Source organism: Mesorhizobium sp. C395A, assembly GCF_030323205.1.
Classification (GTDB): Bacteria; Pseudomonadota; Alphaproteobacteria; order Rhizobiales; family Rhizobiaceae; genus Mesorhizobium.
Map to the genome: position 1 here is coordinate 5,972,523 of NZ_CP100473.1, position 26,224 is coordinate 5,998,746.

Sequence of the window (26,224 nt, forward strand, 5' to 3'; positions counted from 1 at the left end):
TGGAGGCAACGAGCGGCTGGAAGGTCAAGGTCGCTGACCGTCACGCCGCTGCTAAGTGGGCCTGATCCTGCAACCCTAGCGACCTGATAGCAGCGAGGCGGAAACGAAGGCCTGACCATGGTTGAAACCGCCAAAATAGGCTTGCCCGCACCGGACCCCGACTACGACGCAGTCTCATCGGAAGGAAAGGCATCATCTGAGAGCACGCTCAGGTTCAACATTCTTGTTCTGCCAGGGTTCTCGCAGCTTAGCCTTTCTTCGTTCGTAGAACCGTTTTATCAAGCGAATTGCAGCGCCGGCGAAAAGTTATTTGGCTGGCGAATCATCGGCACAGATATGTCCCCCGTGCTGAGCTCGAGCGGCATTGCAATTTCGGCCGACATCGACATCAATTGCTACAGAAACAACGATGACGATTCACCGATTGTAATAATCGGTGGAGAGCGCATCGAAGAGCAAAAATCACGTCTGCTCTCCGCTCTCTTGCGCTCGAAAAGTCGCGGCAAATTGCCAATCTGTGCGATTGGAACCGCTGCTTGGTTGCTGGCCGACGCAGGGATTTTACATGGCAGCATGCGATGCACGATTCATTGGTCGAAACTTGCAGCTTTAGGCGAAAAGTTCTCGGACTTGGTCACCGAAGATTGCCTCTTTGTCCAGCATGCCTCCGTTACAACTTGCGCCGGCGAGTTCGCAGCGTTCGATCTTGCAGCTGAAATGATCCGCCTTCGGCACGGAGAGAACCTGGCCCGGCGAGTTTGTGGTCAGTTGAGTGCGGACAGATTTCGTACAGGTAACCATTGCCAATCGGTGCCGCTTGGAGTGCGCTACAGCGGTGCCCTCGAAAAGTTCATTCGCGTGATCAGGCTGATGGAGGGGCATGTAGAGGATCCGTTGCCTCTCAAGAAAATCGCTCACTCAGTCAGTTTATCGCGTCGCCAAATCGAGCGTCTATTCTCAAAGCACCTGAAGACTACCCCGATGACTTAGAGTCCGTTTTGAAATTCACGGATGAGCGTTTCGGCGGATGAGATTGCCGCCCATAGCGACAAGGATCATGGCTTGCGAGACGTCGATGCGCTGCTCGTAGTCGCGCACGAGGCGGCGCCATCTTGTCATCCAGCCGAAGGTCCGCTCGACGACCCAGCGGCGGGGCAGGATCTGGAAGCCCTTCTGGTCGTCGGATCGACGGATGATCTCGACCACGAAGTCGAGATAGGTGGCTTTGTCCATGAGCTTCAGCCGGTCATAGGCGCCGTCGGCGAACAGATGCTTCACCCAGGGCCAGCGCCTGCGGATACCATCCAGGATCGCCTGAGCGCCGGCACTGTCGGAGATGTCGGCGGTGGTGAGATTGACCATCAACAGCCGCCCATCCGTATCCACGGCAATGTGTCGCTTGCGGCCGACAATCTTCTTGCCGGCGTCATAACCCCTTGTTTCAGCTTGCGGAGCCTTGACCGACTGGCTGTCGATCACACCAGCCGTGGGACTGGCCTCGCGCCCGGCTCGTTCGCGATCCAGCATCAGCGCCACGTCGTGGATGGTCTGGAACAGAAAGCGCCGAGCCAACTCGCGGAACCAGCCGTAGACCGTTTGCCAGGGTCCGAAATGGATCGGCAGCATCCGCCAACCGCAACCCGAGCGGACCAGGTAGCGCACGGCGTTGACCACCTCCCGGAAATCAACCTCGCGCGGACGGCCGCGACGCCCAGGTTTGGGCATCAGCGGTGCGAACTGCTCCCACTCCTCGTCCGTCAAATCAGACGGGTAGCGCTTGGTCTTCTTGGCGATCTGGGCCATCCGGCCACGGCTCTGCTTTGTCCACATCTAAAGCTTGAATCATAACCCAGCCTCAGACGAAACCCCCGGCAAGCCGATTTTCAAAACGGTCTCTTATTACTCTCAGGTTAGGCTCAAAAAGGCACGGCAACTTCTCGAGACGACAGACATGTCGGTCATCGAGGTGGCAATAGCCTGCGGATATGTTTCATCTTCGCATTTTTCGAAAGCCTTCAAAGATCATTTCGGAAGGCTGCCGAGTCATGTTCGTCCCTGGGCATGCTCGGTCGTGTCGTGATAGGCAGCCTAAATGCAGCGCAGTCTTAGGTGAATTGTGAGAAGCTATGCTGGTGGCCGGTGGGCGCGTTTGGCCGCCGCCATCAGCCAGCGTGTAAAAGCGTTTACCTGTGGATTGACGTCGCCAGCCGCGCTGACAACAAAATAGCTGTTATGCGTCTTTAAGGCCATGTCGCTTAGCGGGATCAGAATTCCCCCCTCGAGCTCAGTTTCGATCAGATACTTGGGTAGAAGCGCGGCGCCAAGGGAGGCCACGGCAGCCGAGATGATCATGGAAAACTGATCGAAATGCCGGCCGGTCAGCAGCCGCTTGTCGCGGATGTTGTTCATGGCAAACCAGTCAATCCATGCGCTCTCGCGGGTAATGAGGTGCAGCAGCGGAGCCTCCGCGAGACGCGCCGGCTCGGTGGCCATGCGCGTGTCGCGGAATTTGGGAGATGCTACCGGCAGCATTTCCTCATCAAACAGCTTGGCCATACGGGCGTCTGGCCAGTCGGCCCTTCCAAAATGGATGGCGACATCGAAGCGTTCTCGGGTGAGATCGAACGGTACGGTGCGGGTTTCCAGCCTGATTTCGATATTGGGATGATCGCCCAGGAACGTCGCTAGTCTGGGGATCAGCCAACGACTGGCAAATGTTGGCAGTATACCGATGCGCAACGTCGACATTCGCTCGCCGACTGCAATCGCCCGCACCACCGATTGCTTGAGGTTCTCGAGATCGATCGCCAGGTCCGCCGCAAACCGCCTGCCAGCCTCGGTTAATACGACCCGTCGTCCAACCCGCCTGAACAATGTCGCGCCCATCATGTCTTCAAGCTCTTTGACTTGTCGGCTGACTGCGCTTTGCGTGAGATGAAGCTCCTCGGCCGCCTGTGTAAAGCTTTCGTGACGCGCAGCGCATTCAAAGCTGCGCAACAGGGCATAGGAGGGGAGATTGTGGTGACCCACCGAATGCAAACCCTACCACCTTCTGTGAGCGGAACTCATGCTTCGTATCTAGTACGTTCATGCAGTTCATTTCAACAGCTCTCGGCAGCTGTTGGCTGCTTGGGTCGCCGGCGCCGCCGCACGGCACCAGTCCGGTGCCTATCGCTGGAATCGCGTCGAAAAGGATGATCGACGACTGGGTTTTTTCGACACCCTCGACGTCACCAATCACGTCGATAGTCTTGTCAAGCTCGCTGATCGATGGCGCGGCAACGTCGGCGATCAGGTCGAAGCCCCCGCTGACCGAATGGACGGACATGACTTCCGGAAGAGCACGAAGCGCGCGAACGACCGCGCCGAGCGCCTTGGACTTGAGGACAATCATGACATGAGCTCGAACCAGGCCGTGCTCGTAAGTGTCTGACAGCCGCACGCCATATCCGGCGATGACCCCCTCCTGTTCAAGGCGGTCCAACCGAGTCTGAACGGTTGTTCGTGAGAGGTCCAGCTTGCGGGCAAGCACGGCGATGGGCGTGCGCGCGTCTTCGGCAAGCAGCATCAGAAGTTGGCGATCTTTTGCCGAGACCTGCATTTTGTCAAACTGTCCCTGCGATATGCCCAAAATGAATAGGAGTTTTATGAAATTCATCGCTGCAATCAACCGCGCGACCTGAGAGACATGACGCGCTCGGACCAAAGTCGCGTCGCAGGAGGAAACAATGAAAGACGTCGTCGTCATCGGATCAGGAAAGATCGGATCCACGATCGCTCGGTTGCTCGCGGATACCGGGGACTATCATGTGACAGTCGTTGACCGCAGCGCGCATCAACTGGCGGAAATTGAAAGTGGTCCCGCCCTTTCGACGGCAATCCTCGATATCACCGACGAAGCAGCCTTGTCGGCTCAGCTGTCCGGCAAATTTGCTGTGCTAAGCGCGGCGCCTTTCCAACTTACAGTTTCCATCGCCACTGCCGCTGCCAAAGCTGGGGTGCATTATCTCGACCTTACGGAGGATGTAGAATCCACTCGGCAGGTGAGACAGATCGCCAGGACAGCCAAGTCGGCATTTATTCCACAATGCGGTCTGGCGCCCGGTTTCATCTCTATCTGGCCAGCGACCTTGCCCGCAAGTTCGACAGCCTCGACAGCGTGCGGCTGCGCGTTGGCGCACTCCCGCAGTTTCCGAGCAACGCCTTGAACTACAACCTCACCTGGAGCACGGACGGGGTCATCAACGAGTACATCCAGCCCTGCGAGGCCGTCGTCAACGGCGAGCTCATTGAAGTGCCGGCACTGGAGGAGCGGGAAGAATTCTCGCTCGACGGCGTAACCTATGAGGCCTTCAACACCTCCGGCGGATTGGGGACGCTATGCGAAACGCTGAAGGGCAAGGTCAATACGCTCAACTATCGAACCATCCGCTATCCTGGTCACGCCGCGATCATGAAGGCGCTTTTGCAGGACTTGGGGCTACGACACCGCCGTGAGGTGCTGAAGGACATACTCGAAAACGCCCTGCCGACGACGCTACAGGACGTCGTGATCGTGTTTGTCACGGTTTCCGGGCGCAGGAGCGGCCGCCTGATCCAGGAGACCTATGCGAACAAGATCTACAGCACGCAGATTGGTGGCCGCACCACGAGCGCGATCCAGGTTACGACCGCTTCCAGCATCTGCGCGGTACTCGATCTGCTTGCTGACGGCAATATTCCGGCCTCCGGCTTCGTTCGCCAGGAGGACATTGCCCTCGACGCATTTTTGCGAAACCGCTTCGGCCTCTATTATCGCCAGGGAGAACCGGTGAAGGGCCATGGTGTTACTATCGCCGCATGACCAGGCATGTCCCCCTTCCTTGTCGGTCGGCGGAAGTTCCACGCTTAGACCCTCGCCTTAACCCTCAGGCGGGGGCTTGGCGTTCACGGCGAGATTACTCCGGCTTCAGGCTGTCAGATCGAACGTGAACGCATTCCAACATGTAGATTAGGCTGAAGCTGGGTGATGCCGTCGATCGAGCCGTCTCAATTTGTATTCATTCCATTTCGGAATGAACTTCTGAATAGATGTCGATATCGAAGCCGGCAGAAGGATGGTTTGATCGCATCCCGATCCCTTGAGCAGCCGCAAGCGTCGGCTGCTTCTTTCCCGGTTGGCATTCAGGAGGTCCGTATGACCATGCATGCTCAGATAAAGTCGCTCAGGATGTCTTCGATGACGGTCCACGCCGACGAGATCCGGTCGCTCTTTTCGAATGCCATGTCGGAGATGTACCGCAGCGAGGTGCCGCAGTATGGCACCCTCATTGGGCTGGTAACCGACATCAACACTGCAACAATGGCAAGCGACCCGGAGCTGGAACAGGCATTGCGCCGCAGCCACGAGTTGGACCGGCTCCGTGTCGAGCGTCACGGCGCCATTCGTCTCGGCACGCCGGAAGAACTCTTCAACATCCGCCGCATCTTTGCGGTGCTCGGCATGCATCCGGTCGGTTACTACGATCTGTCGGTCGCTGGCGTGCCCGTGCATTCCACGGCCTTCCGCCCTGTCGAAGACGATGCGCTGCGAAACAACCCGTTTCGCGTTTTCACCTCGCTTCTTCGCCTCGAGCTGATCGAGGACGAAGCGCTGCGCAAAATGGCAGCGCGCATACTGGCGCAGCGACAGATCTTCACCCCGCGCGCACTCGAACTCGTCGAGGTCTTCGAGGCCGAGGGCGGCCTTGAGCAGGCCGAGGCCGAGGAGTTTGTACGCGAGGTTCTGGAGACTTTCCGCTGGCATAGCGACGCAGCCGTGACGCTTGCCACCTACAACAAGCTGCACGGCGCTCACCGCCTGATTGCCGACATCGTGAGTTTCCGCGGACCGCACATCAACCACCTGACGCCGCGCACGCTTGACATAGACGCGGTGCAGGCCGTCATGCCCAAACGCGGCATCACGCCCAAGGCGGTCATCGAGGGCCCGCCGCGTCGCGTGTGCCCGATCCTGCTTCGCCAGACCAGCTTCAAGGCGATTGAGGAGCGAATTGTGTTCAAAGCAGCAGAAGGGGCCTTGGTAGAGGGCAGGCACACGGCCCGGTTCGGTGAAATCGAGCAGCGCGGCGTTGCGCTCACGCCGAAGGGACGCAAGCTCTATGACAGGCTGCTGGCGTCGGTTCGCCGCCAGGTCCAGGTTGGCGTTGCAGGCTCTCATGCCGGTACCTACGAGAGCCAACTGACAGGGCGGTTCAAGGAGTTTCCCGACAGTTGGAGCGCACTTCGCGAACAAGGACTCGCCTATTTTCGATACGCACCGACTCGGGAAGGCCTTGCCGCTGCTGCAAGCAAGCAGATACTGCGATCAGTCGATGAGCTCGTCGCGAGCGGCCATTTGCATTTCGATCCGATCATCTATGAAGATTTCCTGCCAGTCAGCGCTGCGGGAATTTTCCAATCGAATCTCGATACCGACGAGCAGCAGAACTATTCGGAATGTTCCAATCGGGACGCTTTCGAACAAGGCTTGGGAGTTAAGGTCGCCAACGAACTTGATCTCTACGCCAAGGCGCAACAGGACTCGATCGACGGGGCATTGGCGCACCTAAGCAAAGCAGCACGCAAAGCGCCATGACCACAGTGCAGCGGATCAGGAAGGCCGCGACAGCCGATTTATTGCGGATCTTTGGCGCGCTGGGGCGCTCCGGTTGCTGTGGCGACTTCCCGCCCAGCTTCTCTAGCCCAATTCTGTTCGCCGCTAACGACAGCATCTTTCTGATCGTACCGGTTACGGTTCTTCATCCGCGTGAGGAAGACGAGTTAGACCGCATTATTAATCCTGCCGCTTCAGGTGATTTTGAGCGCTCACCGCTTTCGGGCCGTGGCGGTGGAAACCGGCATCAACGGTCAGTCGCCGACGTCGGTGTGGCCATTGAAAGGTCGCGGAACAGGAACCCGCTCAAGCGAGGCTTCTTGCTGAAGCAGGTACGCTCCCGGTGCCACCAACTTACCGCATCTCTGTCACGCACCTGTCGCCGCCAATACGCATTCCTAACACTTGGAGGAACACCATGACTTCCCACGCCACGCAGATCGCCCGTCCATCGCTCGCCGACGAGGTCGCCGCGATCCTCAGTCGATGCGGGGTCGATGTCGCCGCCCTGACCGCTGGCGAGCTCATCGTGAAATCACCCATTTCGGGCGAGACTCTAGCGCGAGTGAAGACGGTCGATACGGCAAACACCAACAAAGCCATTGAGAACGCGCATTCGGCCTTCCTCGAGTGGCGACTGGTGCCCGCGCCTAAGCGCGGCGAACTGATCCGTTTGCTTGGCGAGGAGCTCAGGGTGGCCAAGGCTGACCTCGGACGTCTTGTCTCGATAGAAGTGGGCAAGATCCCTTCGGAGGGCCTTGGCGAGGTCCAGGAGATGATCGACATCTGCGACTTCGCGGTCGGCCTATCGCGTCAGTTGTATGGCTTGACGATCGCTACCGAGCGTGCCGAGCACCGCATGATGGAAACCTGGCATCCGCTCGGCGTCACCGGCATCATCTCGGCATTCAACTTCCCTGTCGCCGTGTGGTCGTGGAACGCGGCGCTTGCCCTGGTCTGTGGGAATTCCATTGTCTGGAAGCCGTCGGAGAAGACGCCGCTAACCGCGCTAGCGACTCAAGCCTTGTTCGGCCGGGCGGTCAAGCGCTTCCAGGATCAAGGCGGAAGCGTCCCACATGGACTTGCGAGCGTGCTGATCGGCGCCCGGGATATCGGCGAGGTGCTAGTCGACCATCCGATGATGCCGCTGCTCTCCGCCACCGGTTCGACGGCGATGGGTCGCGCGGTCGGTCCTCGCGTCGCCTCCCGTTTCGGTCGCTCAATCCTGGAGCTGGGTGGAAACAATGCGGCAATCGTCACCGCCACCGCGGATTTAGACCTGGCCCTGCGCGGCATCGCCTTCTCAGCGATGGGCACCGCCGGGCAACGCTGCACTTCGCTGCGGCGCTTGTTCGTGCATGACAGCGTCTATGACAGCTTCATTCCGCGACTGAAGAAGGCCTATGCCTCCGTTTCGGTCGGAAACCCTCTCGAATCGGGAAACCTCATCGGCCCCTTGATTGGCAAGGCAGCCTACGACGCACAGCAGGCCGCCCTTTCCGACGCAAGGGCCGCTGACGGCACGGTCTTTGGCGGCGAGAGGGTCGATGTCGGCTTCGGCGAGGACGCCTATTATGTCCGCCCTGCGCTGGTCGAGATCGCCGAGCAGACAGGTTCGGTTGAAAAAGAGACCTTTGCCCCCATCCTCTACGTGATTCGTTACAGTGATTTCGATGAGGCCCTGCGGCTGCACAACGCCGTGCCGCAAGGCCTGTCGTCCTCGATCTTCACCAATGACCTGCGCGAGGCCGAGACTTTTCTTTCCGTGCGAGGTTCAGACTGCGGCATAGCCAATGTGAATATCGGCCCATCCGGCGCCGAAATCGGTGGCGCATTCGGCGGCGAAAAGGAAACTGGCGGCGGCCGCGAATCCGGATCGGACGCCTGGAAAGCTTATATGCGCCGGGCCACCAATACCATTAACTACGGTCGCAGCCTGCCGCTCGCTCAGGGCGTGACGTTCGAAGTCGAGTAAGTAGCCAGCGAAGAGGTCGCCGCCGGAAGCCACGCTTGGCTGTGATGTCCAGGCGCCACGGTCGCGACGTATGGGCGGCGAGCCCTGCCGGTGTCCTCCCCACCAACGGGGCGCTTCTAATATCAGACGACATCGAAGATGGCGCGAGCAACCGCTTTAAAACGCGTGCAGATCCCCTGCACGCATGTTCCACTTTTTTGGAGTTCCTGCGATGGTCAAGTTCCTGCCGCTCAAACAAGCCGTTGCGGAGAACTTGAACAATGGCGACTGCGTTGCCTTTGAGGGTTTCACCCATCTGATCCCGACGGCGGCGGCGCATGAGGCGATCCGCCAGGGGTTTCGCGACCTGACCCTGATCCGCATGACGCCGGACCTGATCTACGACCAGATGATCGGCATGGGCATGGCGAAGAAGATCATCTTCTCCTATCTCGGCAATCCTGGCGTCGGCCTGCTGCGGCGCGCCCGAGACGCCATCGAGAACGGCTTTCCCCGGGCGATCGAGGTCGAGGAGCACAGCCATGCCGGCATGGCCAATGCCTATGAGGCGGGCGCTGCCGGCCTGCCATGCGCGGTGTTCCGCGGCTATCGCGGCGCGGGCCTTGCGGCGGTCAATCCGAACATCAAGTCGGTGACCTGTCCGTTCACCGGCGAAATGCTGGCCGCCGTTCCCTCGATCCGGCCGGACGTCACCTTCATCCATGCGCAGAAGGCCGACAAAAAAGGCAATGTGCTGGACGCATTGCCCCCAAGGGCAGGCCTTGTCTCGGCAACGGTAACCGCCGCGCCGCGTGCGGCGAACTCGAAGGCGGCGGTGAGGCCGGCAATGCCGGCCCCTTTGACCAAGACCTTCATGATGGCTCACGTGGCTGAGGTATGAGCGGTGCGCCGGTCTCGTCCGCCGGCAGGTAGAGATCGCCGCCCTCGCGGTACTTCGCCGCCATCGCCGCCATGCCCTCTTTCTGTGCCTCGGCGCGGATATCGTGGGAGATACGCATGGAACAGAATTTCGGTCCGCACATCGAGCAGAAATGCGCCACCTTGTGCGCCTCCTTGGGCAAGGTCTGGTCGTGGAAGGACCGCGCCGTTTCGGGATCGAGCGACAGGTTGAACTGATCCTCCCAGCGGAACTCGAAGCGCGCGCGCGAAAGCGCATCATCCCTGACTTTCGCCGCCGGATGGCCCTTCGCCAGGTCGGCGGCATGGGCGGCGATCTTGTAGGTGATCACGCCAATCTTGACATCGTTGCGATCGGGAAGGCCGAGATGCTCCTTGGGCGTGACGTAGCAGAGCATGGCGGTGCCGAACCAACCGATCATAGCGGCGCCGATGCCGGAGGTGATGTGGTCGTAGCCCGGCGCGATGTCGGTCGTCACCGGTCCGAGCGTATAGAACGGCGCCTCGCCGCAGACGGCGAGTTGCTTGTCCATGTTCGCCTTGATTTTGTGCATCGGCACGTGGCCAGGCCCCTCGATCATCGCCTGGCAATCCTTCGCCCAGGCGATCTGCGTCAGCTCGCCAAGCGTTTCCAGCTCGGCGAACTGCGCCGCGTCGTTGGCATCGGCGATCGAGCCGGGACGAAGGCCGTCGCCGAGCGAGAAGGAGACGTCATAAGCGCGGCAGATGTCGCAAATCTCCGCGAAGTGCTCGTAGAGGAAGCTTTCCCGGTGAAGGTGCAGGCACCATTTGGCCATGATTGAGCCGCCGCGCGAGACGATACCCGTCACCCGGTCGACCGTCAGCGGGATGTAATGCAGCCGCACGCCGGCGTGGATGGTGAAATAGTCGACGCCTTGCTCGGCCTGTTCGATCAGCGTGTCGCGGTACACCTCCCAGGTCAGATCCTCGGCAATGCCGCCAACCTTCTCGAGCGCCTGGTAGAGCGGCACCGTGCCGATCGGCACCGGCGAGTTGCGGACGATCCATTCGCGGATGTTGTGGATGTTGCGGCCGGTCGACAGGTCCATCACCGTATCGGCGCCCCAGCGGATCGCCCACACCATCTTTTCGACCTCTTCGGCCATCGACGATGTGACGGCGGAGTTGCCGATGTTGGCGTTGATCTTGACCAGAAAATTGCGACCGATGATCATCGGCTCGCTCTCGGGATGATTGATGTTGGCGGGAATGATCGCGCGTCCGCGCGCCACCTCGTCGCGCACGAATTCGGGTGTGACGAAATCGGGCAGCGTCGCGCCGAAAGCCTCGCCGTCGCGCTCAAGCTTTCCGCGCAGGATCTCGCGACCAAGGTTCTCGCGGATGGCGACGAACTCCATTTCGGGTGTGATGATGCCGGCGCGCGCATAGGCAAGCTGTGTCACCGCCTTGCCGGCCTTGGCTCTGAGCGGCCGGTTGCGAACGGGAAACTCCGGTGTCAGGCGTTCGCCCACCGCGAATCCGTTGTCTTCCGGCCGGACATGGCGGCCGTCATAGGCTTCGACATCGCCCCGCGCGATAACCCATTTATGGCGAATCCGCGCGAGGCCCTTTTCGATGCTGGTTTCGACTGTCGGGTCGGTATAGGGGCCGGACGGATCGTAGACGATGACGGGCGGTTCGCCCGCCGTCGGATGGACGGAGATTTCGCGCATCGGCACCCTGATCTGCGAGTGGATGGTACCGAGCTTGTGGATTTTCCGGGAGGCGGGCAGCGGTCCCGTCGACACTGCGGGGGTGAGGGCATTCATCTTGAGCTCCTTTGCTCATGCATTGGAGACCCAGTTCTGTGCCGGAAGGATGAAAAGACGCTTCTGTAGACCCGCCGAAACAGGACCTCGGGCGTAAACTCCCGCAAAGCGCTTGCACCGTCCCTACGCCAGTATGAACTGGATCAGGTTCAACGGGTCACTGCGCCGCGAAAGCCAGCAGTATCTCAGCCCCTTGCCGGGACTCCCCTGGTGAATGCCTCAGGTTGAACGGGCCGGCGCGGCTTTGTCAAGCGCATTTGGCCCGCCCACTGTCAAATCAAGGACCGCGTCGTCTTCTTGGCAAATCAGGCATCTGCCCCTGCTCTGTTCCACATCCTATTTGGGTGCAAGGCCACCACTCAGCGGAACCCTCAGAGAAGGAAACCGTCCAGATTTGGCTAGACTGCTCGACGATAAGTCCAGAGCTGTGCCGGCGGTATGTTGCGGACGACGAAGTCATAGTGGGAAACCACGTAACGGTCTGGCATCTTGATCACCGGCGACAGAGGTCCGTATGTGATCTGAATCACGGGCCGGCCGGCAGGAATACGGGCAAGCAGATCCTCAACCAGCGCGACACGCTGTTGCATTGGAAAGCTCAACAGCGGGACTGCACTTATAACGCAATCGAACTGTTCACCTTTGCGCTCACCCAGAGCTTCGTCCAGCGCAAATGCGTCGCCCAATCTGAAGTCCACATTCGGGAAGCGTTGCACCAGGCCGTCGTAGAAAATCCTGGAATATTCGACTGAAACCAGCTGGTGCGGCTTGATTCCCCTAGCCAGGATCGCCTTTGTGATGACACCGGTTCCCGCGCCAAGCTCCAGAATTGGCAATCCTGACCGTGGGTTCACCACGCTTGCCATCCGGCGTGCCGCATAAACCGAAGTGGGAATAAGGGCTCCCACGCCCTTCTTGTCCTTCTGCCAGCCTTTGAACAATTCAACTTCTTCCTCAAACCTTTTGCCGAGCCGCTCCTTCAGTCGCAAAATCATATCTTCTCCTTGCGTCAGCCGCTTACCCAACGTCATGAATTTGGCAAAGCGCGTTTTGGCCAATCTCGACACCCTTTACAAGCCCGTTAAGACTGCTTGCGTGTCACGACGCGGTCAGCATGAATTGCCCCTTAACGCACTTTCATGTTTGCTGGGCCTATGTCTCGCCCTCGCTTGCTGCCCGAAAAAAGTTTCCCGAGCTATGCGTATCTGCCCGGCAAATATCCGCATCCGGTGCGTGATCCCTTGGGCCACAGTTACCGATCAGATCCGGTGACCGTCGCCGTTGGCGAAGCGCTCGGCTCAGATGTGTTTCTCTGGGGAATCGACCTTTTCAACCACGGTTACTACTGGGAAGCCCATGAAGCCTGGGAGCCTCTCTGGCAGGCTGCGAAACAAAGCGCTCAGCACCGCCTGTTCTTCAAGGGACTGATCCTGTTGGCGGCGGCCGGCGTGAAGATCCGTGAGGGAAAGCGGGTCGCTGCGGCGCGCCATGCGACAAGAGCTGCAGGGCTTTTTCGTCAGGTGGTGAGAGTGCCGGGCGGCCTGTTTGAGAAAGCACTGGGAATGACACCCGCCGCGCTCGCTGAACATGCCCAAGCGATCGTAGCTTACCCGGTTGTTCTGCGGGAGCCAAAGCCTGCCCAGCCTGAGCCCGTCTTTGATTTCATACTCGCACCAGTATCCGAGAGCGTTTGATCGGCAATTCAGTGGTCCAAGCTAACTTTGTCAGCAGGAAACGGGGCCTTTGAAAACCGCTCACCACCCGCATGCGTCACAAACAATAAGAGTGCAGTAATGTTTATAGGCAACTCGCGGCCGCTTCGATGTCGATGGTCTGAGGGTCGGGGCTGACCGGTGGCGCTCGTAGCCAATCGATTGATGGCAGAGATGCCGGCCGGGCTTCAATGACGGGGATGGCGAAAAGCTGAGTGCTCGGGCTTGCGGGCCGAGCTTGTCGGCCGCTCGATGGAAAGTGTCATTTGAGGTGGGGTCTCGGCCGCGTGCAGCTGAAAGACACGCTCGTCCAGTTCCTTGTCCACTTCCGTCAGACGATGATTGAGGCGAAGGTAGTCCGTCCAGGTCGGCGTGCGAAACGTTTCTGTCCAATGCATAGGCTTCTGCAGGTTCCGCTGGAGCGTCCAGTTCCGAGCACCGACGCGGCTGTGAACATGGCGCCGCTGCCGCATGAGGTCGAGGAAAGCCTCGAGATTTCTCTCGGCTATCAGATATTCGACCTTGACCACGATCGGGCCGCTTCTCGGCTTCAGATTGAGAGCGACAGCCGGGGCATCGAATTCCTCCAGAGGATCGGGCTCTGAGTCGCGGCGCTCGCGAAGAGGAAACAGAACGCCGGCTGCAGCGACGAACATCAGGGAGGCAGCGGAACCCTCCAGCGCCAGGCCCAGCGAATGGTTTTCGGCCACCGTGCCCCACACCCAGCTGCCGAGCGCGATGCCACCATCTATCAAAGCATAGTAGATCGAGATGGTGCGCCCCACGACCCAGCGCGGGCTTGCCAGCTGCACGCTCACACCGACCCCTGACCAGGCGGTGACCCAACCCGCGCCGCCCAAAGCGAGTGCAATTGCCGCCACCCCGATCGAAGTTGTCAGTGCCAGGGAAAGTGAGCACGCCGCGCAGGCGACGCAGGAGAGCCTCATCAGCCGCTCCTGCGACAAGCTCCGTCTGAACAGGCTGTTGGAGAGGCCAGCGAAGACGGCTCCGGTCCCGAAGCCGGCCATGAGCGCGCCATAGGCAAGCGGGCCTCCTCCCAGCTGGTCGCGGACAACCACCGGCAGCAGCGCGAGTATGGCAATGCTCGCCAGGCCAAAGAGGGTTCCGCGCGCGATCGCTGCCTTGATCTCCGATGACATCGCCGTGAAGCGCAGCCCGTCATAAATTGCCGTCCTCATCGACTCGCGAGGAAGAGGGGAAGAACGAACCTTCCACTTGCAGCGCCAAATGGTAGCCAAGGGTACGAAATAGGTGAGCGTGGTTACGGCGAATGCCGCCATAAGGCCAAATGAGGCGACCACAATGCCGCCGAGCGCCGGACCCACAGTCCGGACGGTGTTGAAGCCAACAGAAAGCAGGGTGACGGCAGCGGGAACATCGCGTCGATCCACGATATCGCCAACCGACGCTTGCCAGGCCGGATCGTTGAGAGCACCGCCGCTTGCGATCAAGAAGCTGAAGCCGAGGATCATCCACGGACTGACAAAGCCCAGCGCCACGGACGCGGTCAGCATCGCGGACGCAATCACCATAAGGCACCGACCGGCGAACATGACCCGACGCCGGCTGAAATTGTCGGCGAGAGCTCCGGCAAAAACGGACAGGACGAAAGCCGGCAGGTTCGATGAAGCCTGCACCAGCGCAACCATCAGATCGGAAGTCGAGATCGTTGCCATCAGCCAGCTGATGGCGACAGTCTGCATCAACCAGCCGAGGCTTGAAACCTGCGTCGCGAGCCAGATCGAACGAAAGGTCGGTTGCAGAAGTGGCCCAAAGGTCGTTGGTGCAGCCAAATCTTCGTTTGATCCAGCCACCCTACTCATTTTGCGAACCTTTGCTTTCCGTTATTGTCGTTTCGCATGTAATGTAGGCTGAACCGTGGCGGCGGGAAGAATAGAGAGGAACTGGTTGCCTCCGACGAGTGCAGCACAGTTTGCTCGGCATTGAGGGTCGCGGCACGCGGGCGTGGGCCGGCTCACTCGCCTTCGAAGATGTCTTGTCAAGGTCGGATTCACTTGTCGCTTAACGCACCAGGCTTAATCAACGCGCACTTTGCGGAGCGATGCCTTTTCGCGAGACGCGACCCTGTTCTTTGTTGAAGACTCATTCATCAGCGGCGTTCGATGCGCTGCGTGTGGCTTAGGGAGAGTGAGGGCGCTTGCAGATCTTCGACAGGATCGATTCACTGATAGGCGCAGACGATTGCCGGGCCGCGATCGAAGAGGCGCGCGCCTTGCTACTTCGATTCGAACAAAGGTCTGTTGCGCTCACGCATGCGATAGACGACTTTCTGCTCGACCTGATAACGCTAGCTTTCATTGTTGAATGTTACGGACGCGGCTTTGAACTTTTGGCGCGAACGCTGGCTCGTAGAAGACTGGCAAAGGTCAGGCTTTTGTCGGAAGAGGTCTATTCCGCCAGAGAGAAATGACGCCCAAAGCTTGTTGCTAACCGGCTATCGCGCCGCGTTCCGCCACAGTGACGAAGGCAATTGACGACGTTCGACCACCAAAAAATAGGCGGAAAACCGGGGCCCTTTATGAGGCAGACTCGGTGTGGATTGTTCCGCGAACCTGAAAACTGCGGGTCCATTTCGTGGCGTCCCGCCGTCCGCTGGCCTTCATCGCGGCAATCGCCGCCCGCCGCCTCAGATGCCGCCCATGCAGAGGTACTTCATTTCAAGATAGTCTTCGAGGCCGTGGCGGGAACCTTCCCGCCCGATGCCGGACTGTTTTATCCCACCAAAAGGCGCGGCTTCTGAGGACATGCGTCCTGTGTTGATCCCCACCATGCCATATTCCAGCGCCTCGGCCACACGCCAGACACGCTTCAGGTTTGAAGCATAGAAGTAGGCGGCGAGGCCGTATATCGTATCGTTGGCCTCACGCACGGCCTGATCAGCATCCTCGAAGCGGATAATCGGCGCCAAGGGTCCAAAGGTCTCTTCTTGCGCCACGATCATTTCCCTTGCGACGTTGCTGAGGATCGTCGGCTGGAAAAAGTTGCCATCGCTGCCGATCCGGCCGCCGCCACATCGGATCGCGCCACCTTTGGCCAAGGCATCGGCAATGTGAAGTTCGATCTTGGCCAGTGCATGCCCGTCGATCAGCGGACCGATGGCGGCACCTGGATCGAAGCCGTCGCCGACCTGAAGCTCACGGACACGCTCCACGAATTTGGCGACGAATTCGTCATGAACGCCCGACTGGACGTAAAGCCGGTTGGCGGAAACGCAGGTCTGGCCGGCATTGCGAAACTTGGCCTGGATTGCACCGTCGACGGCAGCATCGACGTCGGCATCATCAAAGACAATGAAAGGCGCATTGCCACCCAACTCTAGACCGACTTTCTTTATCTGGTCCGAGCACTGGCGCATGAGCAATCGGCCGACCTCGGTCGAACCGGTGAAACTGATCTTGCGGACCTTGGGGTTGGAGCAGAGTTCGCGGCCGACCGTATTGCCTTCGGAGGCGTAGATGAGGTTGACGACGCCTTCGGGAAAGCCGGCAAGATGGGCCAGAGCAAACATTGCACCTGCCACGAGGGGCGTCTGTTCAGCAGGTTTGAGCACGATGGTGCAGCCGGCGGCGAGAGCCGGCGAGATCTTGCGCGCAACCATTGAGGCGGGGAAGTTCCAGGGCGTGATCGTTCCAACGACGCCGATCGGCTGTTTGATCACCAGCATGCGACGGTCTGTAGAGGGCGGCGAGATCGTCTCACCATAGATGCGATTAGCCTCTTCGGCGTACCATTGCAGATATGCGGCCGCATGCGCCACCTCAGACTTCGCTTCGGCCAGCGGCTTGCCCATCTCCGCAGTGAGGATCGCTGCAAGATCGTCCGTGTGGTCGACGATCAGTTGGTGCCAACGCCAGAGGATGTCGCTGCGCTCGCGCGCGGTCAGTGCGGCCCATTCAGGTTGCGCCACATGAGCTTTGTCTATCGCCGCGCGCGTCTCCTCAACACCCATGTCGGGCAGTTCCCCGAGCACCTCGCCGGTCGAAGGGTTTGATACCTCGAAGGTCCGCTCGCTTACTGGCATGCCAAGAGCCGGCACCCGGTCAATGGCTCCGAACAGCTCGCGCGATTTCAGGTGGCGAAGCATTGGCTCGTACAAGGGCAACGCGAATCCTCCTCGATGCGATTGGCGTGTCACACGACTTTTTGGTTTATCCGCTGGCCTAGGATTTCGCATAGGGCCTCAGTGAGGGGCCACTAGACCCACTCGAATCCACTCAACCGAAACTGATGTCAGTTGTGCGAAACAGTCCGACCATTTCTCGAAACAAGGAGATCGAATCCATGTCGTTGCTCGCGCACTGGAGGGCAAATCGTGTCCTGCCGCGCTGTCAAATATTCCAACTGGTTTTTGCAGTCCAACCGCCCGTGAACGCGCTGGAGCACTGCGCGTCTTTTTTGCGGAAATAGAAGTGCCGAGGTCAGATTTGAAGCTGCCGCAGCGCTCAGTTCAGCAGGGCTATCCCTGATCTATGGCCTTGCTTTGATGGTGGGAGCGCTCTTTGCGGACCATGTCGTACGACTCGATATACGCCATCTCCAGGAGGTATCCTAGGAACTGCAGCCTGTGAGACCCCGCGATCTGATTCAGTTCGCTGAGCATTGCGCTGATGAAGGCAAGCGCCTTGGCCCGGTCGGATCTCAATCCCTTGTCGATCATCGTACGTCCCCACTTCCGCAGATTGCTCCTATATGGAGCGCGCTCTATTCAGTTCAGATGCTTCTGGATGCATGCTTCGATAGGCACGTCCATGCCGATGTCGAGGATTGGCGCGCTGTGCGTGAGCCACCCAATAGAAATGAGGTCGACCCCGGTTGCCGCTACGGCTGGTGCCGTTGCCGGCGTTATGCGACCCGAGGCCTCGGTGGCCGCGCGGCCGTCGACCATTGCCACCGCTCGGGTCAGTTGCTTGACGGACATATTGTCCAGCAGGATGGCGTCGACCCCGGCGCCTAGCGCGATCTCGAGCTGGTCGAGCGTGTCGACCTCGACCTCGACCTTGACCATATGGCCGACCGCGGCGCGCGCCCGCTCAATGGCCGTGCGGATGTCGCCGGCAATGGCAATGTGTTTGTCCTTGATGAGCACGGCATCATCCAGCCCGAAGCGGTGGTTGGCGCCGCCGCCGGCGCGCACGGCGTATTTTTCCAGCGCGCGTAGGCCGGGCGTCGTCTTTCGCGTGCAGACGATCCGTGCTTTCTGACCGCGCACCGCCTCGACGATCTCGGCCGTTGCCGTCGCAATGCCGCTGAGATGGCTGAGAAAATTGAGCGCTGTACGCTCGGCCGCAAGCATTCCCCGCGCCGGTCCACTCACCCTTGCAATGGTTTCACCCGCCGCGATCCTGCTGCCGTCCAGACGTCCAAAACGTATGTCGATCGACGGATCAACAAGCATGAAAGCGTAGGCTACCAGATCAAGACCGGCAACAACGCCAGACTGCCTGGCTCTGAACGCAAAGGCGGCCTTGCAGTCAAAGGGTATAATCGCATCGCTGGTAAGGTCACCGGCTTTGCCCAGATCCTCAAGTAGAGCGCTACGCACGATCGGCTCGATCACGATCCCGGGAAGGGGTGGAGGTGACGTCATCAGGCACTCCGTTCCGCGGGCCGCAGAATAAGTTCGGCCGCAACCGTCATTGCTGAGGCGAAGGTCAAGCGCGAAGACCGGGCCTGCGCCCTGCGTGTGGGGAAGTCCGACCTACAATGCGAGCCGCGGCTTTCCTCGCGCCGAAGCGCTGCAATGGCGATCATCAGCGCGATCAAAGCAGGGTCGGAAGCGCCAGTGTTGCGAACCGCGATCGGCAGCAGCGTTTCCACGGTGTCGGATAGTGCTTGCCCGTCCCGTATAACACCGAGCCCATTGGAGACCGCGTGGCGGACGGAGGAGGGGTCGGGCTGCGGGGGTGACGTTGCGACAAGCCTTGGCCACTGCCAGCCCGCAGGAGCGGCAGCTACGCTTTGCGCGAACCACAACGAGGTCGTCACGGCCTCGGTCAGCGAGTTGCTGGCAAGCCGGTTCGCCCCGTGCAGACCGGTGCAGGCAACCTCACCGCAAGCCCACAAGCCCGACACCGTGCTGCGGCCCGCGGCATCCACGGCCACGCCGCCCATGTGATAATGTGCCGCCGGGCGAACCGGAATCGGCTCAACGGCAGGATCGATTCCGGCGTCCCGGCAATGCCGGGTCACAACTGGGAAGCGCTTGGCGAACTTCTGGCCGAGGGACTGCCGGGCATCAAGGTAAACACGATGTCCGGTGCCAAGCTGCTGCCATACGGCCCGTGCCACGACGTCGCGCGATGCCAGCTCGCCGCCAGGCGTGTCGCACAGAAAGCGGTGCCCGCACTCGTCGATCAGCACTGCGCCTTCGCCGCGAACCGCTTCGCTCACCAACGGCATCGGCCGCTGCGAAACGTCGAGCGCCGTCGGGTGGAACTGGATGAATTCCAGATCGGCGAGTTCCGCACCGGCGCATGCGGCGAGCGCACCGTGCCCGAATGAGCCGGCCGGATTGGTCGTGTCTCTGAACAGGGCGCCGATACCGCCGCTCGCAAGAACCACGCGGCGCGTCGGAAATATAATCGCCTGTCCACCTTTTGCCGCCACAACGCCGCTGACCGCCCCATTTTCCACAATGAGCCGGCGGGCTTCCATGCCTTCCAGAATTGTGATCGAAGGCGTTCGCCTCACAGCGATGATGAGCGCGCGTACAAGCTCGCGGCCCGTAGAGTCACCCCCGGCATGGACGATCCGGCGACGGGAATGCGCTGCCTCGAGCCCGAGCCGCAGTGTCCCGTCCCACGAGCAGTCGAAGGCGACGCCCAAGTCCATCAAATTCTCGATGGCTCGGTCCGCCGCATTCGCAACGCGTCTGACCACACTCTCGTCGCAGAGGCCATCACCTGCAGCAAGCGTGTCTGCAAGATGGAGGTCTGGACTGTCGTCAGCGCCGAGGCTTGCCGCCAGCCCGCCTTGCGCCAGCATGCTGGCGGCCTCGGTCCCGAGCCGCGTCGGGGACAGAAGGTAAACGGGATGCGGCGCCAGATGAAGCGCGGTCATCAGCCCGGCAACGCCAGCGCCGATGATCACGGGCGCTCCCCTGATGTCGCCGACCTCTGGCGTCATACGGCAAGCATCCGCTCGACAGCGCGCCGAGCATCATCAACCACTCGAGCATCGATGGTCACGATGTGGCGGGTTTCTTGCAGCGCCGTGCGAATGTTGGCGAGCGTGATACGCTTCATGTGCGGACAGAGATTGCAGGGGCGCACGAACTCGACGTCGGGGTGCTCGATGGCGACGTTGTCGCTCATTGAGCACTCGGTCATCAACACGACGCGCGCAGGCTTGTGGCGTCCGACGAAATCCGACATCGCCGCGGTCGAGCCGGCGAAATCCGCAACCGCGACAACTTCCGGCGGGCATTCGGGATGGGCAAGCACGGTAACGCCAGGATAGGCATCCCGCAGCTCGCGAATGTCGGCTGGCGTGAAGCGCTCATGCACTTCGCAATGACCGTTCCAGGCGATGATCTCGACCGAAGTCTGTGTCGCGATATTTCTGGCCAGGTATTCGTCGGGCAGCATGATCACCCGCTCAACGCCAAGCGACTCCACCACAGCCAAAGCGTTGCCGGAGGTGCAGCAGATGTCCGACTCGGCCTTCACGGCAGCGGACGTATTGACGTAGGTCACGACCGGCACGCCAGGATAGCGTTGCCGCATCAGCCGCACATCGTTCGCAGCGATCGAGTCAGCCAGCGAGCAGCCTGCGCCGAGATCTGGAATGAGCACCGTCTTGTCCGGATTGAGGAGCTTCGCCGTCTCAGCCATGAAATGCACGCCGGCGAGCACGATGATGTCCGCATCGACGGTCATTGCCTTGCGGGCCAGCGCCAGGCTTTGCCGACGATGTCGGCCACGCAGTGGAAGATCTCGGGGGTTTGATAGTTGTGCGCCAGGATAACGGCGTTGCGCTCGCGCTTTAGCGCCAGAATGGCCTCGACGTCGTCGCTGAAAGCCGCCCATTCCACTCGGGGGATGACGCGATGGACGCGCTGATACACGGACGCGGCCGAAGGTATCGTCCCGCTCACCGGCGCCTCCCGTTTATAATCCATTCGACTATAAGGGGTATATATCTAGGTTGACTATAAGCGTGTCAACCCCGGGCCAGAGGCAATTTTGTCCCCGCAACGGCAGTTTCATCCAGCACGACATGGCGAAACTGATAGAGCTTGGCCGGGCGCCCGCCCGTATCCAGAGAAGTCTCGCCAGTCTCCTCGACCAGTTCTTGCTGCTCGATGAGCCGGCGAAAGTTAGGCTTGTTGATCAGCCGGCCTGCCAGGGCTTCCACGGTCCGTTGCAGCTGCAGCAGCGTAAACACCGGCGGCATCAGCTCGAAGACGACTGGCCGGTATTTGATCTTCGAGCGCAAGCGCGCAAGGCCCGTGGCCAGGATGCGGCGATGGTCGGCAACCATCGTTGTCCCGGCTGTTGAGTCGGATGCGATCGACCGTTCGTCGCGGGTGGCCTCTGCCACCAGACCCGCCTCGTAAAGCAGCTCATAGCGCTGAAGCGCCAGCTCTTCATTCCAGGGCCGCTCGTCGAGCCCGAAAGCAATGGCAGCCCGCCGCCGCCGCTCACTGCGCGTCGCAGTTTGCTTGGCATCGGCCGCCCAGGCAAGCAGACGCGGCTTCAGAACATCCGCAATCAGTTTCGGTGTTCCGAGGCGGTGGTCCTCCCACGGAAAATAATCGTACCAGCTCCGCCAGGCACAGGTGGATGCGCCGGTGGCATGTTCCTTCCGGGTCAAAGCGAGATAGCTGATGGAAATGACGCGCTGCTGGCGCCCGTCGGCGCGGTCGGCATCAGCGAACGTATAGAGCTGCTCAATATAGCCGAGGGGATGACCAGTCTGCTTCTCGACCCACGCCCTTAGACCTGACTGCAGCGATCGATGCTCCAGCGCGAACGGCCCCGAGGGCAGGCAATCCCCCTGCCCGATGGTGAGGACCGCTGGTTCACCATCATTGACGGACACGACAACGGCAATCAGCTCCGCTTCGACTTGCTTGGCCTTGGCGGCGGCCCTACCGTTGCGTGTTGCTTTTGGGCGATCTTCCATGGTTGCCTGGGTTGGGCAGAGTTTTCCCTGCGAAACATCCTAATCGATTTAACCAGCGTGTAACAGGCCATTTCGCCTGTCAACTCGGCTGCTCTATGAAAGGCTTAGACCTTCGGTCTACACCCGGCATGTTTCAGAAGCGACGTTCGCGGCACCTGACCCTGGGGCAGCGCAAGTAAGCCGCGCTCGGCGGTCCGAGAGGCTCTGCCATTGTGGAGTGACCGGGCCCTCAAGTAACCCTGCACGGGGGCGGGAATCCTCGAAGATAGCGGGCGCCGGCTACGTGGCTCGACCCCACCTATTATTGGCAGAGATCGAGCTTAAAATTGGACGCCGATCGAGGGTCAGTTTTGGAAACGATGACGTAATTGCTGCCGTCGCTCCTTTGAACGAAGATTCGGCTGACGGCAAAAGCCGCCAACCATTGAGATCCAGGAGGCCGCAGTGAAGCAATATGTCGGGCTGGATGTGTCGCAGAGGGAGACGAGCGTCTGTGTGGTCGACGATACTGGAAAGACGGTGTTCCAGGGAAAGGCGAAGTCCGATCCGGGAGCACTGACCGAGTTACTCCGCAAACGTGCGCCCCAAGCCGAGCGCATCGGATTTGAGACGGGCGCCATGTCCAGCTGGCTATGGCACGAGCTGAAAAGGGTCGGGTTGCCGGTCGTCTGCCTTGATGCTCGGCATGCAAAGGCAGCGCTTTCAGTGCGAATAAACAAGAGTGATGAGAATGATGCCCGCGGACTGGCCGAACTGGTTCGCGTCGGCTGGTATCGAGAAGTGAAGGTCAAGAGCGCAGAGAGTCAGGCCACCCGGTCCATGCTCGTCGCCCGGTCGAGACTTGTCGAGATCCGTCGCGATCTCGAAAATCAGACACGGTCCATGCTGAAGGAATATGGGCTGCAGTTCAGTCGATCGATTGGGTCACAGTTCCGGCGAAAGGTTTGGGAACTGGTTGCTGACGGCGCAGGTTGTCTACTACAATCCTGGGGTGTCTGAGAGGGGCTCAACGAACTGCCAGCGTCATCGGTCCGTCGAGGACCATCGGCGCAGTCATGCCCGTCAGGCGCAATGCGCCTGTAAAAGTAGTCGTTTTCCAGTGCCCGTGCGGGATCGGAGATCGGCACCGCATGCCCCGCTTTGCCCGTCCACGCAGGCGAGCCATCTTCGTCGATGCGCCGGTCTCGTCGATAAAGACCAACCGTTCGGGATCGAGATCAGGCTGGGCCTTGAACCAGGCGCGTCGCCGCGCGAGCACGTCGGGCCGATCCTGCTCGCTGGCGTGCGCTGTTTTTTTGAAGGTCATCGAGTGACGGTCGAGAAAGCGCCAGATCGTGCTCGGCGCGAACACGACCGCATGCTCCGCCCTGAGAAATTCAGCCAACTCGACCAGTGTGATGTCGTCCTGACCTTCGATCACCGCTAGGATCGTATCCCGGTAGGCTTCGATCCGCTGGGAGCGCTTGTCTCCGCCTTGGGGCTTTGCCCGCGTCGCGCCGCTCTCTCGCCATTCGCGGACCCAGCGGACCGCGCTTGCCGCGGCAACACCGAAACGATCCGCCGCAGCCCGCCGCGACAGGCCACTCTCAACCGCTGCGATCACTCGCGAACGCAAATCCTCCGATAAGGCTCTAACCATGCCTGCTGGCCTCCATACCCAGCCGACATGATGAATCAGATATTCTCCCCGATGGGAATCCCTCGCGATCCCATCAGGTCAGATTATGCTCTAACCGACCTCGGCAACAAATCCGACGAGGTGGTCGAGGCGGCATACCGAGGGTCTGTCGAGATCACAAAGCGCGGCAAGCGCAAATTTGTGCTCCTGACCGCCGGGCAGTTCGATCGATGGGTGGCGGTGATCGATGCGCTACGGCACCGTCGTGGTTAGCTGGATCCGGTTTGCGCCCGCCATAAGCGTGCGTAAGCACCTTCAGTTGCCAGCAGATCAGCATGCCTCCCCTCCTCAATAAGCTGTCCCTTGTCGAAGACCACGATCTTGTCGGCCCTACGAATGGTGCTGAGTCGATGAGCGATGACGATTATGGTCTTACCGGCCCGACGAAGATCTTCAATGATTCGCAGGACAAACCCCTCGGCTATCGAGTCGAGAGAGGAGGTCGCTTCGTCGAGGATCAGGATCTCCGGATCCCGGTACAGAGCCCGAGCCAACGCAAGCTGCTGCTTCTCGCCGCCGGAGAGGCGTACACCATTCTCGCCCAAATAGGTCTGGAGACCGCCGGGCCAGCGCTCGATCAGCTCTCGTAGCCCTATTTGATCGCAGATGTGCAGGATCTTCTCGATGTCCGGCTCGAACTCGCCAAGGGCGATGTTCCCGATCACCGAGCCCGAGAACACATCGACCGATTGCGGCACAGCAGCGATAGCCTTGCGCACGGACACCGTTGAGAGATCCTGGAGGGCAAAGGGACCGATCCGGATGCGTCCGCCCTCAAGCGGGTAGACATTCTGCAGCAGCGCCGCAAGGGTGCTCTTGCCCGAGCCGCTTTCCCCCACCACGGCCGTCATCTCGCCCCGGCGGAAGATGACGCTGAGATCGTGGAAAAGCTCCGGCTGCGAACCATGGCGGAACGTGACGTTCTCCAGGCGAATATCACCAAGGTCGGACTTTGTGGCATCGATGCCGCCGCCGCTTGTCTCCTGCTCCAGGTCGAAGATCTCAAACAGGCGATCCGCTGCGATGAAGCCATCCTGAACGATCCGATTAGTCTGGATCAGATTGGCGACCGGCCGGATGACATAGCCGAGTAACGTATAACAGGACAGTAACTCGCCGGGCGTGACGGTTTGATCCAGGGCAAGCGTCGTTCCGAACCACATCAGAACGATGGTGAATAGGGTCGAGAGGAAAGTCGAGGCATTATCCCCGAAGATCGAGATGAGACCGGAACTGTAGACGGAGTGCAGCATCTTGATGAAACGGATCTCCATCTTGAAGTTGGCGAAACTCTCCACGCCGGAGGTCTTGATTGTGGAGACAGCTCCGAGGGATTCCACCAGCTCCGCCTCCAGGTTTGCGGCATCCTCCATAATCGCGCGCTGGTGCTTCCTATTCAGCCGGTTGATGGTCCAATAGACCAAGAGATACAGCGGAATGGAGACGGCCACGACCAAGGCGATCTTCCACGAGTAGATGCACATCAGCCCGAACGAAAATAGAATCATTAGCACGTCAACGAATATGCTGATCGAGACGTCGTTCAGGAAGCTCCTGATCTTCACGGCGTCGTTCATCCGGGCGATGATTTCGCCCATGCGCATGCTGTCGAAGAACTTCTGGGGCAGGTTTAGGATGTGCTTGTAGTAGCCGAGGATCAAGTGGACATCGATCTTCTGCCCCGTTTGCAGGATAAGCCGGTTCCCGAGGAGATTGATCAGGATCTGCGCCACCAGGATCACCAGCATGACGAGGCTCATCAGGTTGAGCAGGTTGCGGTTGCCCGCTGTGATCACATGATCGACGATCTTCTGGACGTAGATTGCCGTCGAGAGCCCGAGTACCGTCGTCACGAGCGCCCCGGCGAGAGCCTGGGCCATCACCGCCTTTTGTGGCGCAAGCAGACGCGCGAACCGGGCAAGCGGCGTAATGGTCTCGTCGCGGCGCTTGAAGGTGGCTGCCGGAACCAGGAGCACCAGGACGCCAGTCCATTGCGTCTTGAATTCCTCGTGCGGCAGCTTGCGGATTTCGCCATAGGCTGGGTCCATGACGGTGACCCACCTCGTGTCGATCGCCTGGATGACGACGAAGTGGTGAAGGACGCCCTTGACGACGACGTGCGCGATAGCGGGCTTGGGGATCTTGTACAGGCTGTCGAAGCCACCCTTCACTCCCTTGGCGACAAAGCCCAGCTTCCGGGCCGCTTCCGTGAGGCCCAGTACGGTAGTGCCGGAGCGGTCGGTCGAGGCATACTGGCGGATGCGCGACAATGGCAGCTTGTGACCATAGAAGGCTGCGACAGAAGCAAGACTGGCAGCTCCACAATCGGTGATGTCGTGCTGCTTGAACTTGATAACCTTGCTCGACATG

The 26,224-nt window shown here is 60.2% G+C and carries 18 protein-coding genes, 7 pseudogenes and 1 riboswitch; of the genes and pseudogenes, 10 read left to right on the plus strand and 15 right to left on the minus strand.

From position 1 onward, the window contains the following. The first annotated feature begins 117 nt into the window (after window positions 1-117). Entirely contained in the window at window positions 118-990 is an 873-nt protein-coding gene (locus NLY37_RS28930; RefSeq protein ID WP_031246763.1) for a GlxA family transcriptional regulator, read from the plus strand. A 15-nt stretch (window positions 991-1,005) separates the two neighbouring features. Here NLY37_RS28930 and NLY37_RS28935 read toward each other — a convergent pair whose 3' ends face one another. Beyond that, entirely contained in the window at window positions 1,006-1,830 is an 825-nt protein-coding gene (locus NLY37_RS28935) for an IS5 family transposase (RefSeq protein WP_084559015.1), read from the minus strand. Between the two features lie 7 nt (window positions 1,831-1,837). On the opposite strand from NLY37_RS28935, the gene NLY37_RS28940 reads away from it, so the two are divergent. Next, the gene (locus NLY37_RS28940) at window positions 1,838-2,080 is read left to right on the plus strand and encodes a helix-turn-helix domain-containing protein (RefSeq protein WP_084559069.1); all 243 of its coding nucleotides are present in this window, start codon (window positions 1,838-1,840) and stop codon (window positions 2,078-2,080) included. A 44-nt stretch (window positions 2,081-2,124) separates the two neighbouring features. Here NLY37_RS28940 and NLY37_RS28945 read toward each other — a convergent pair whose 3' ends face one another. Both NLY37_RS28945 and NLY37_RS28950 read right to left on the minus strand, forming a co-directional pair. Further along, a complete protein-coding gene (locus tag NLY37_RS28945; protein ID WP_031246720.1) occupies window positions 2,125-3,030 on the minus strand; it encodes a LysR substrate-binding domain-containing protein in 906 nt (301 codons plus the stop codon). A gap of 160 nt (window positions 3,031-3,190) precedes the next feature. Continuing rightward, window positions 3,191-3,601: pseudogene (locus NLY37_RS28950) on the minus strand (Lrp/AsnC family transcriptional regulator); the annotation flags it as partial. A gap of 127 nt (window positions 3,602-3,728) precedes the next feature. Between NLY37_RS28950 and NLY37_RS28955 the strand changes: the two are divergent. The 4 genes and pseudogenes from NLY37_RS28955 to NLY37_RS28970 form a co-directional block, all read left to right on the plus strand. Then, a pseudogene (locus NLY37_RS28955) lies at window positions 3,729-4,843 on the plus strand (saccharopine dehydrogenase family protein). 366 nt (window positions 4,844-5,209) lie between these two features. After that, window positions 5,210-6,616 carry a 2-oxoadipate dioxygenase/decarboxylase HglS gene (gene hglS, locus NLY37_RS28960; RefSeq protein ID WP_050588482.1) on the plus strand — a complete coding sequence of 469 codons (1,407 nt, stop codon included), beginning with the start codon at window positions 5,210-5,212 and terminating at the stop codon, window positions 6,614-6,616. Window positions 6,617-7,052: 436 nt separating this feature from the next. After that, window positions 7,053-8,609 carry an L-piperidine-6-carboxylate dehydrogenase gene (gene amaB, locus NLY37_RS28965; RefSeq protein ID WP_023743459.1) on the plus strand — a complete coding sequence of 519 codons (1,557 nt, stop codon included), beginning with the start codon at window positions 7,053-7,055 and terminating at the stop codon, window positions 8,607-8,609. A 211-nt stretch (window positions 8,610-8,820) separates the two neighbouring features. Beyond that, window positions 8,821-9,405: pseudogene (locus NLY37_RS28970) on the plus strand (3-oxoadipate--succinyl-CoA transferase); the annotation flags it as partial. Here the strand turns inward: NLY37_RS28970 and NLY37_RS28975 are convergent. From NLY37_RS28975 to pmtA, 3 genes and pseudogenes are all read right to left on the minus strand, one after another. Next, window positions 9,351-9,464 (minus strand): annotated as a pseudogene (locus NLY37_RS28975) (FAD-dependent oxidoreductase); the annotation flags it as partial. The pseudogenes NLY37_RS28970 and NLY37_RS28975 sit on opposite strands and share 55 nt — an antisense overlap. Further along, window positions 9,461-11,296 (minus strand): phosphomethylpyrimidine synthase ThiC, encoded by a 1,836-nt coding sequence (thiC, locus tag NLY37_RS28980; protein WP_023743461.1) that lies wholly within the window; start codon window positions 11,294-11,296, stop codon window positions 9,461-9,463. The gene thiC and the pseudogene NLY37_RS28975, both read right to left, overlap by 4 nt. 102 nt (window positions 11,297-11,398) lie before the next feature. Then, a riboswitch (TPP riboswitch) is annotated at window positions 11,399-11,515 on the minus strand. Between the two features lie 179 nt (window positions 11,516-11,694). Then, window positions 11,695-12,291: a phospholipid N-methyltransferase PmtA gene (gene pmtA, locus NLY37_RS28985; protein ID WP_031246726.1), complete on the minus strand. Its 597-nt coding sequence runs from the start codon at window positions 12,289-12,291 to the stop codon at window positions 11,695-11,697. A gap of 174 nt (window positions 12,292-12,465) precedes the next feature. Here pmtA and NLY37_RS28990 point away from each other — a divergent pair, with 174 nt between their 5' ends. Next, complete coding sequence (locus NLY37_RS28990) at window positions 12,466-12,990, plus strand: DUF309 domain-containing protein (protein ID WP_245271035.1); 525 nt, start codon at window positions 12,466-12,468, stop codon at window positions 12,988-12,990. A gap of 206 nt (window positions 12,991-13,196) precedes the next feature. On the opposite strand, the gene NLY37_RS28995 is transcribed toward NLY37_RS28990, so the two are convergent. After that, the gene (locus NLY37_RS28995) at window positions 13,197-14,852 is read right to left on the minus strand and encodes an MFS transporter (protein WP_286441022.1); all 1,656 of its coding nucleotides are present in this window, start codon (window positions 14,850-14,852) and stop codon (window positions 13,197-13,199) included. A gap of 335 nt (window positions 14,853-15,187) precedes the next feature. Here NLY37_RS28995 and NLY37_RS29000 point away from each other — a divergent pair, with 335 nt between their 5' ends. Beyond that, window positions 15,188-15,460, plus strand: a complete 273-nt coding sequence (locus NLY37_RS29000; RefSeq protein WP_023743494.1) for a hypothetical protein — start codon at window positions 15,188-15,190, stop codon at window positions 15,458-15,460. Window positions 15,461-15,676: 216 nt separating this feature from the next. Here NLY37_RS29000 and NLY37_RS29005 read toward each other — a convergent pair whose 3' ends face one another. The 6 genes and pseudogenes from NLY37_RS29005 to NLY37_RS29030 all read right to left on the minus strand — a co-directional run bounded on the left by NLY37_RS29005 (window position 15,677) and on the right by NLY37_RS29030 (window position 22,176). Beyond that, window positions 15,677-17,134: an NAD-dependent succinate-semialdehyde dehydrogenase gene (locus NLY37_RS29005; protein WP_023743493.1), complete on the minus strand. Its 1,458-nt coding sequence runs from the start codon at window positions 17,132-17,134 to the stop codon at window positions 15,677-15,679. 372 nt (window positions 17,135-17,506) lie between these two features. Continuing rightward, entirely contained in the window at window positions 17,507-17,707 is a 201-nt protein-coding gene (locus NLY37_RS29010; RefSeq protein WP_023693535.1) for a hypothetical protein, read from the minus strand. Window positions 17,708-17,755: 48 nt separating this feature from the next. Next, on the minus strand, window positions 17,756-18,637 hold the full coding sequence (gene nadC, locus NLY37_RS29015) for a carboxylating nicotinate-nucleotide diphosphorylase (RefSeq protein WP_031246739.1): 882 nt from the start codon (window positions 18,635-18,637) through the stop codon (window positions 17,756-17,758). Beyond that, on the minus strand, window positions 18,637-20,175 hold the full coding sequence (locus NLY37_RS29020; RefSeq protein ID WP_023743491.1) for an L-aspartate oxidase: 1,539 nt from the start codon (window positions 20,173-20,175) through the stop codon (window positions 18,637-18,639). The genes nadC and NLY37_RS29020 overlap by 1 nt, the downstream gene beginning before the upstream one ends. Continuing rightward, window positions 20,172-21,145, minus strand: a pseudogene (nadA, locus tag NLY37_RS29025) (quinolinate synthase NadA). The gene NLY37_RS29020 and the pseudogene nadA overlap by 4 nt, the downstream one beginning before the upstream one ends. 65 nt (window positions 21,146-21,210) lie before the next feature. Next, window positions 21,211-22,176 carry an NUDIX hydrolase gene (locus tag NLY37_RS29030; RefSeq protein WP_023693539.1) on the minus strand — a complete coding sequence of 322 codons (966 nt, stop codon included), beginning with the start codon at window positions 22,174-22,176 and terminating at the stop codon, window positions 21,211-21,213. Between the two features lie 444 nt (window positions 22,177-22,620). Here NLY37_RS29030 and NLY37_RS29035 point away from each other — a divergent pair. Continuing rightward, window positions 22,621-23,139: pseudogene (locus tag NLY37_RS29035) on the plus strand (IS110 family transposase); the annotation flags it as partial. 61 nt (window positions 23,140-23,200) lie between these two features. Here NLY37_RS29035 and NLY37_RS29040 read toward each other — a convergent pair. Further along, window positions 23,201-23,815, minus strand: a pseudogene (locus tag NLY37_RS29040) (IS630 family transposase); the annotation flags it as partial. A gap of 51 nt (window positions 23,816-23,866) precedes the next feature. Between NLY37_RS29040 and NLY37_RS29045 the strand changes: the two are divergent. Beyond that, on the plus strand, window positions 23,867-24,067 hold the full coding sequence (locus tag NLY37_RS29045) for a type II toxin-antitoxin system prevent-host-death family antitoxin (RefSeq protein ID WP_050588484.1): 201 nt from the start codon (window positions 23,867-23,869) through the stop codon (window positions 24,065-24,067). On the opposite strand, the gene NLY37_RS29050 is transcribed toward NLY37_RS29045, so the two are convergent. Further along, window positions 24,064-26,223: a peptidase domain-containing ABC transporter gene (locus NLY37_RS29050; protein WP_023743481.1), complete on the minus strand. Its 2,160-nt coding sequence runs from the start codon at window positions 26,221-26,223 to the stop codon at window positions 24,064-24,066. The genes NLY37_RS29045 and NLY37_RS29050 overlap by 4 nt on opposite strands. Window position 26,224: the final 1 nt, after the last annotated feature.

Bases quoted from the DNA above. Each gene is read 5' to 3' on its own strand.
- NLY37_RS29050 (WP_023743481.1), bottom strand. From the start codon at position 26,223: ATGTCGAGCAAGGTTATCAAGTTCAAGCAGCACGACATCACCGATTGT.
- hglS (WP_050588482.1), top strand. From the start codon at position 5,210: ATGTCTTCGATGACGGTCCACGCCGACGAGATCCGGTCGCTCTTTTCG.
- nadC (WP_031246739.1), bottom strand. From the start codon at position 18,637: ATGACGTCACCTCCACCCCTTCCCGGGATCGTGATCGAGCCGATCGTG.
- NLY37_RS29010 (WP_023693535.1), bottom strand. From the start codon at position 17,707: ATGATCGACAAGGGATTGAGATCCGACCGGGCCAAGGCGCTTGCCTTC.
- pmtA (WP_031246726.1), bottom strand. From the start codon at position 12,291: ATGATTTTGCGACTGAAGGAGCGGCTCGGCAAAAGGTTTGAGGAAGAA.
- NLY37_RS28930 (WP_031246763.1), top strand. From the start codon at position 118: ATGGTTGAAACCGCCAAAATAGGCTTGCCCGCACCGGACCCCGACTAC.
- thiC (WP_023743461.1), bottom strand. From the start codon at position 11,296: ATGAATGCCCTCACCCCCGCAGTGTCGACGGGACCGCTGCCCGCCTCC.
- NLY37_RS29020 (WP_023743491.1), bottom strand. From the start codon at position 20,175: ATGACGCCAGAGGTCGGCGACATCAGGGGAGCGCCCGTGATCATCGGC.
- NLY37_RS29005 (WP_023743493.1), bottom strand. From the start codon at position 17,134: ATGCTTCGCCACCTGAAATCGCGCGAGCTGTTCGGAGCCATTGACCGG.
- NLY37_RS29030 (WP_023693539.1), bottom strand. From the start codon at position 22,176: ATGGAAGATCGCCCAAAAGCAACACGCAACGGTAGGGCCGCCGCCAAG.
- NLY37_RS28995 (WP_286441022.1), bottom strand. From the start codon at position 14,852: ATGAGTAGGGTGGCTGGATCAAACGAAGATTTGGCTGCACCAACGACC.
- NLY37_RS28935 (WP_084559015.1), bottom strand. From the start codon at position 1,830: ATGTGGACAAAGCAGAGCCGTGGCCGGATGGCCCAGATCGCCAAGAAG.
- NLY37_RS29045 (WP_050588484.1), top strand. From the start codon at position 23,867: ATGGGAATCCCTCGCGATCCCATCAGGTCAGATTATGCTCTAACCGAC.
- amaB (WP_023743459.1), top strand. From the start codon at position 7,053: ATGACTTCCCACGCCACGCAGATCGCCCGTCCATCGCTCGCCGACGAG.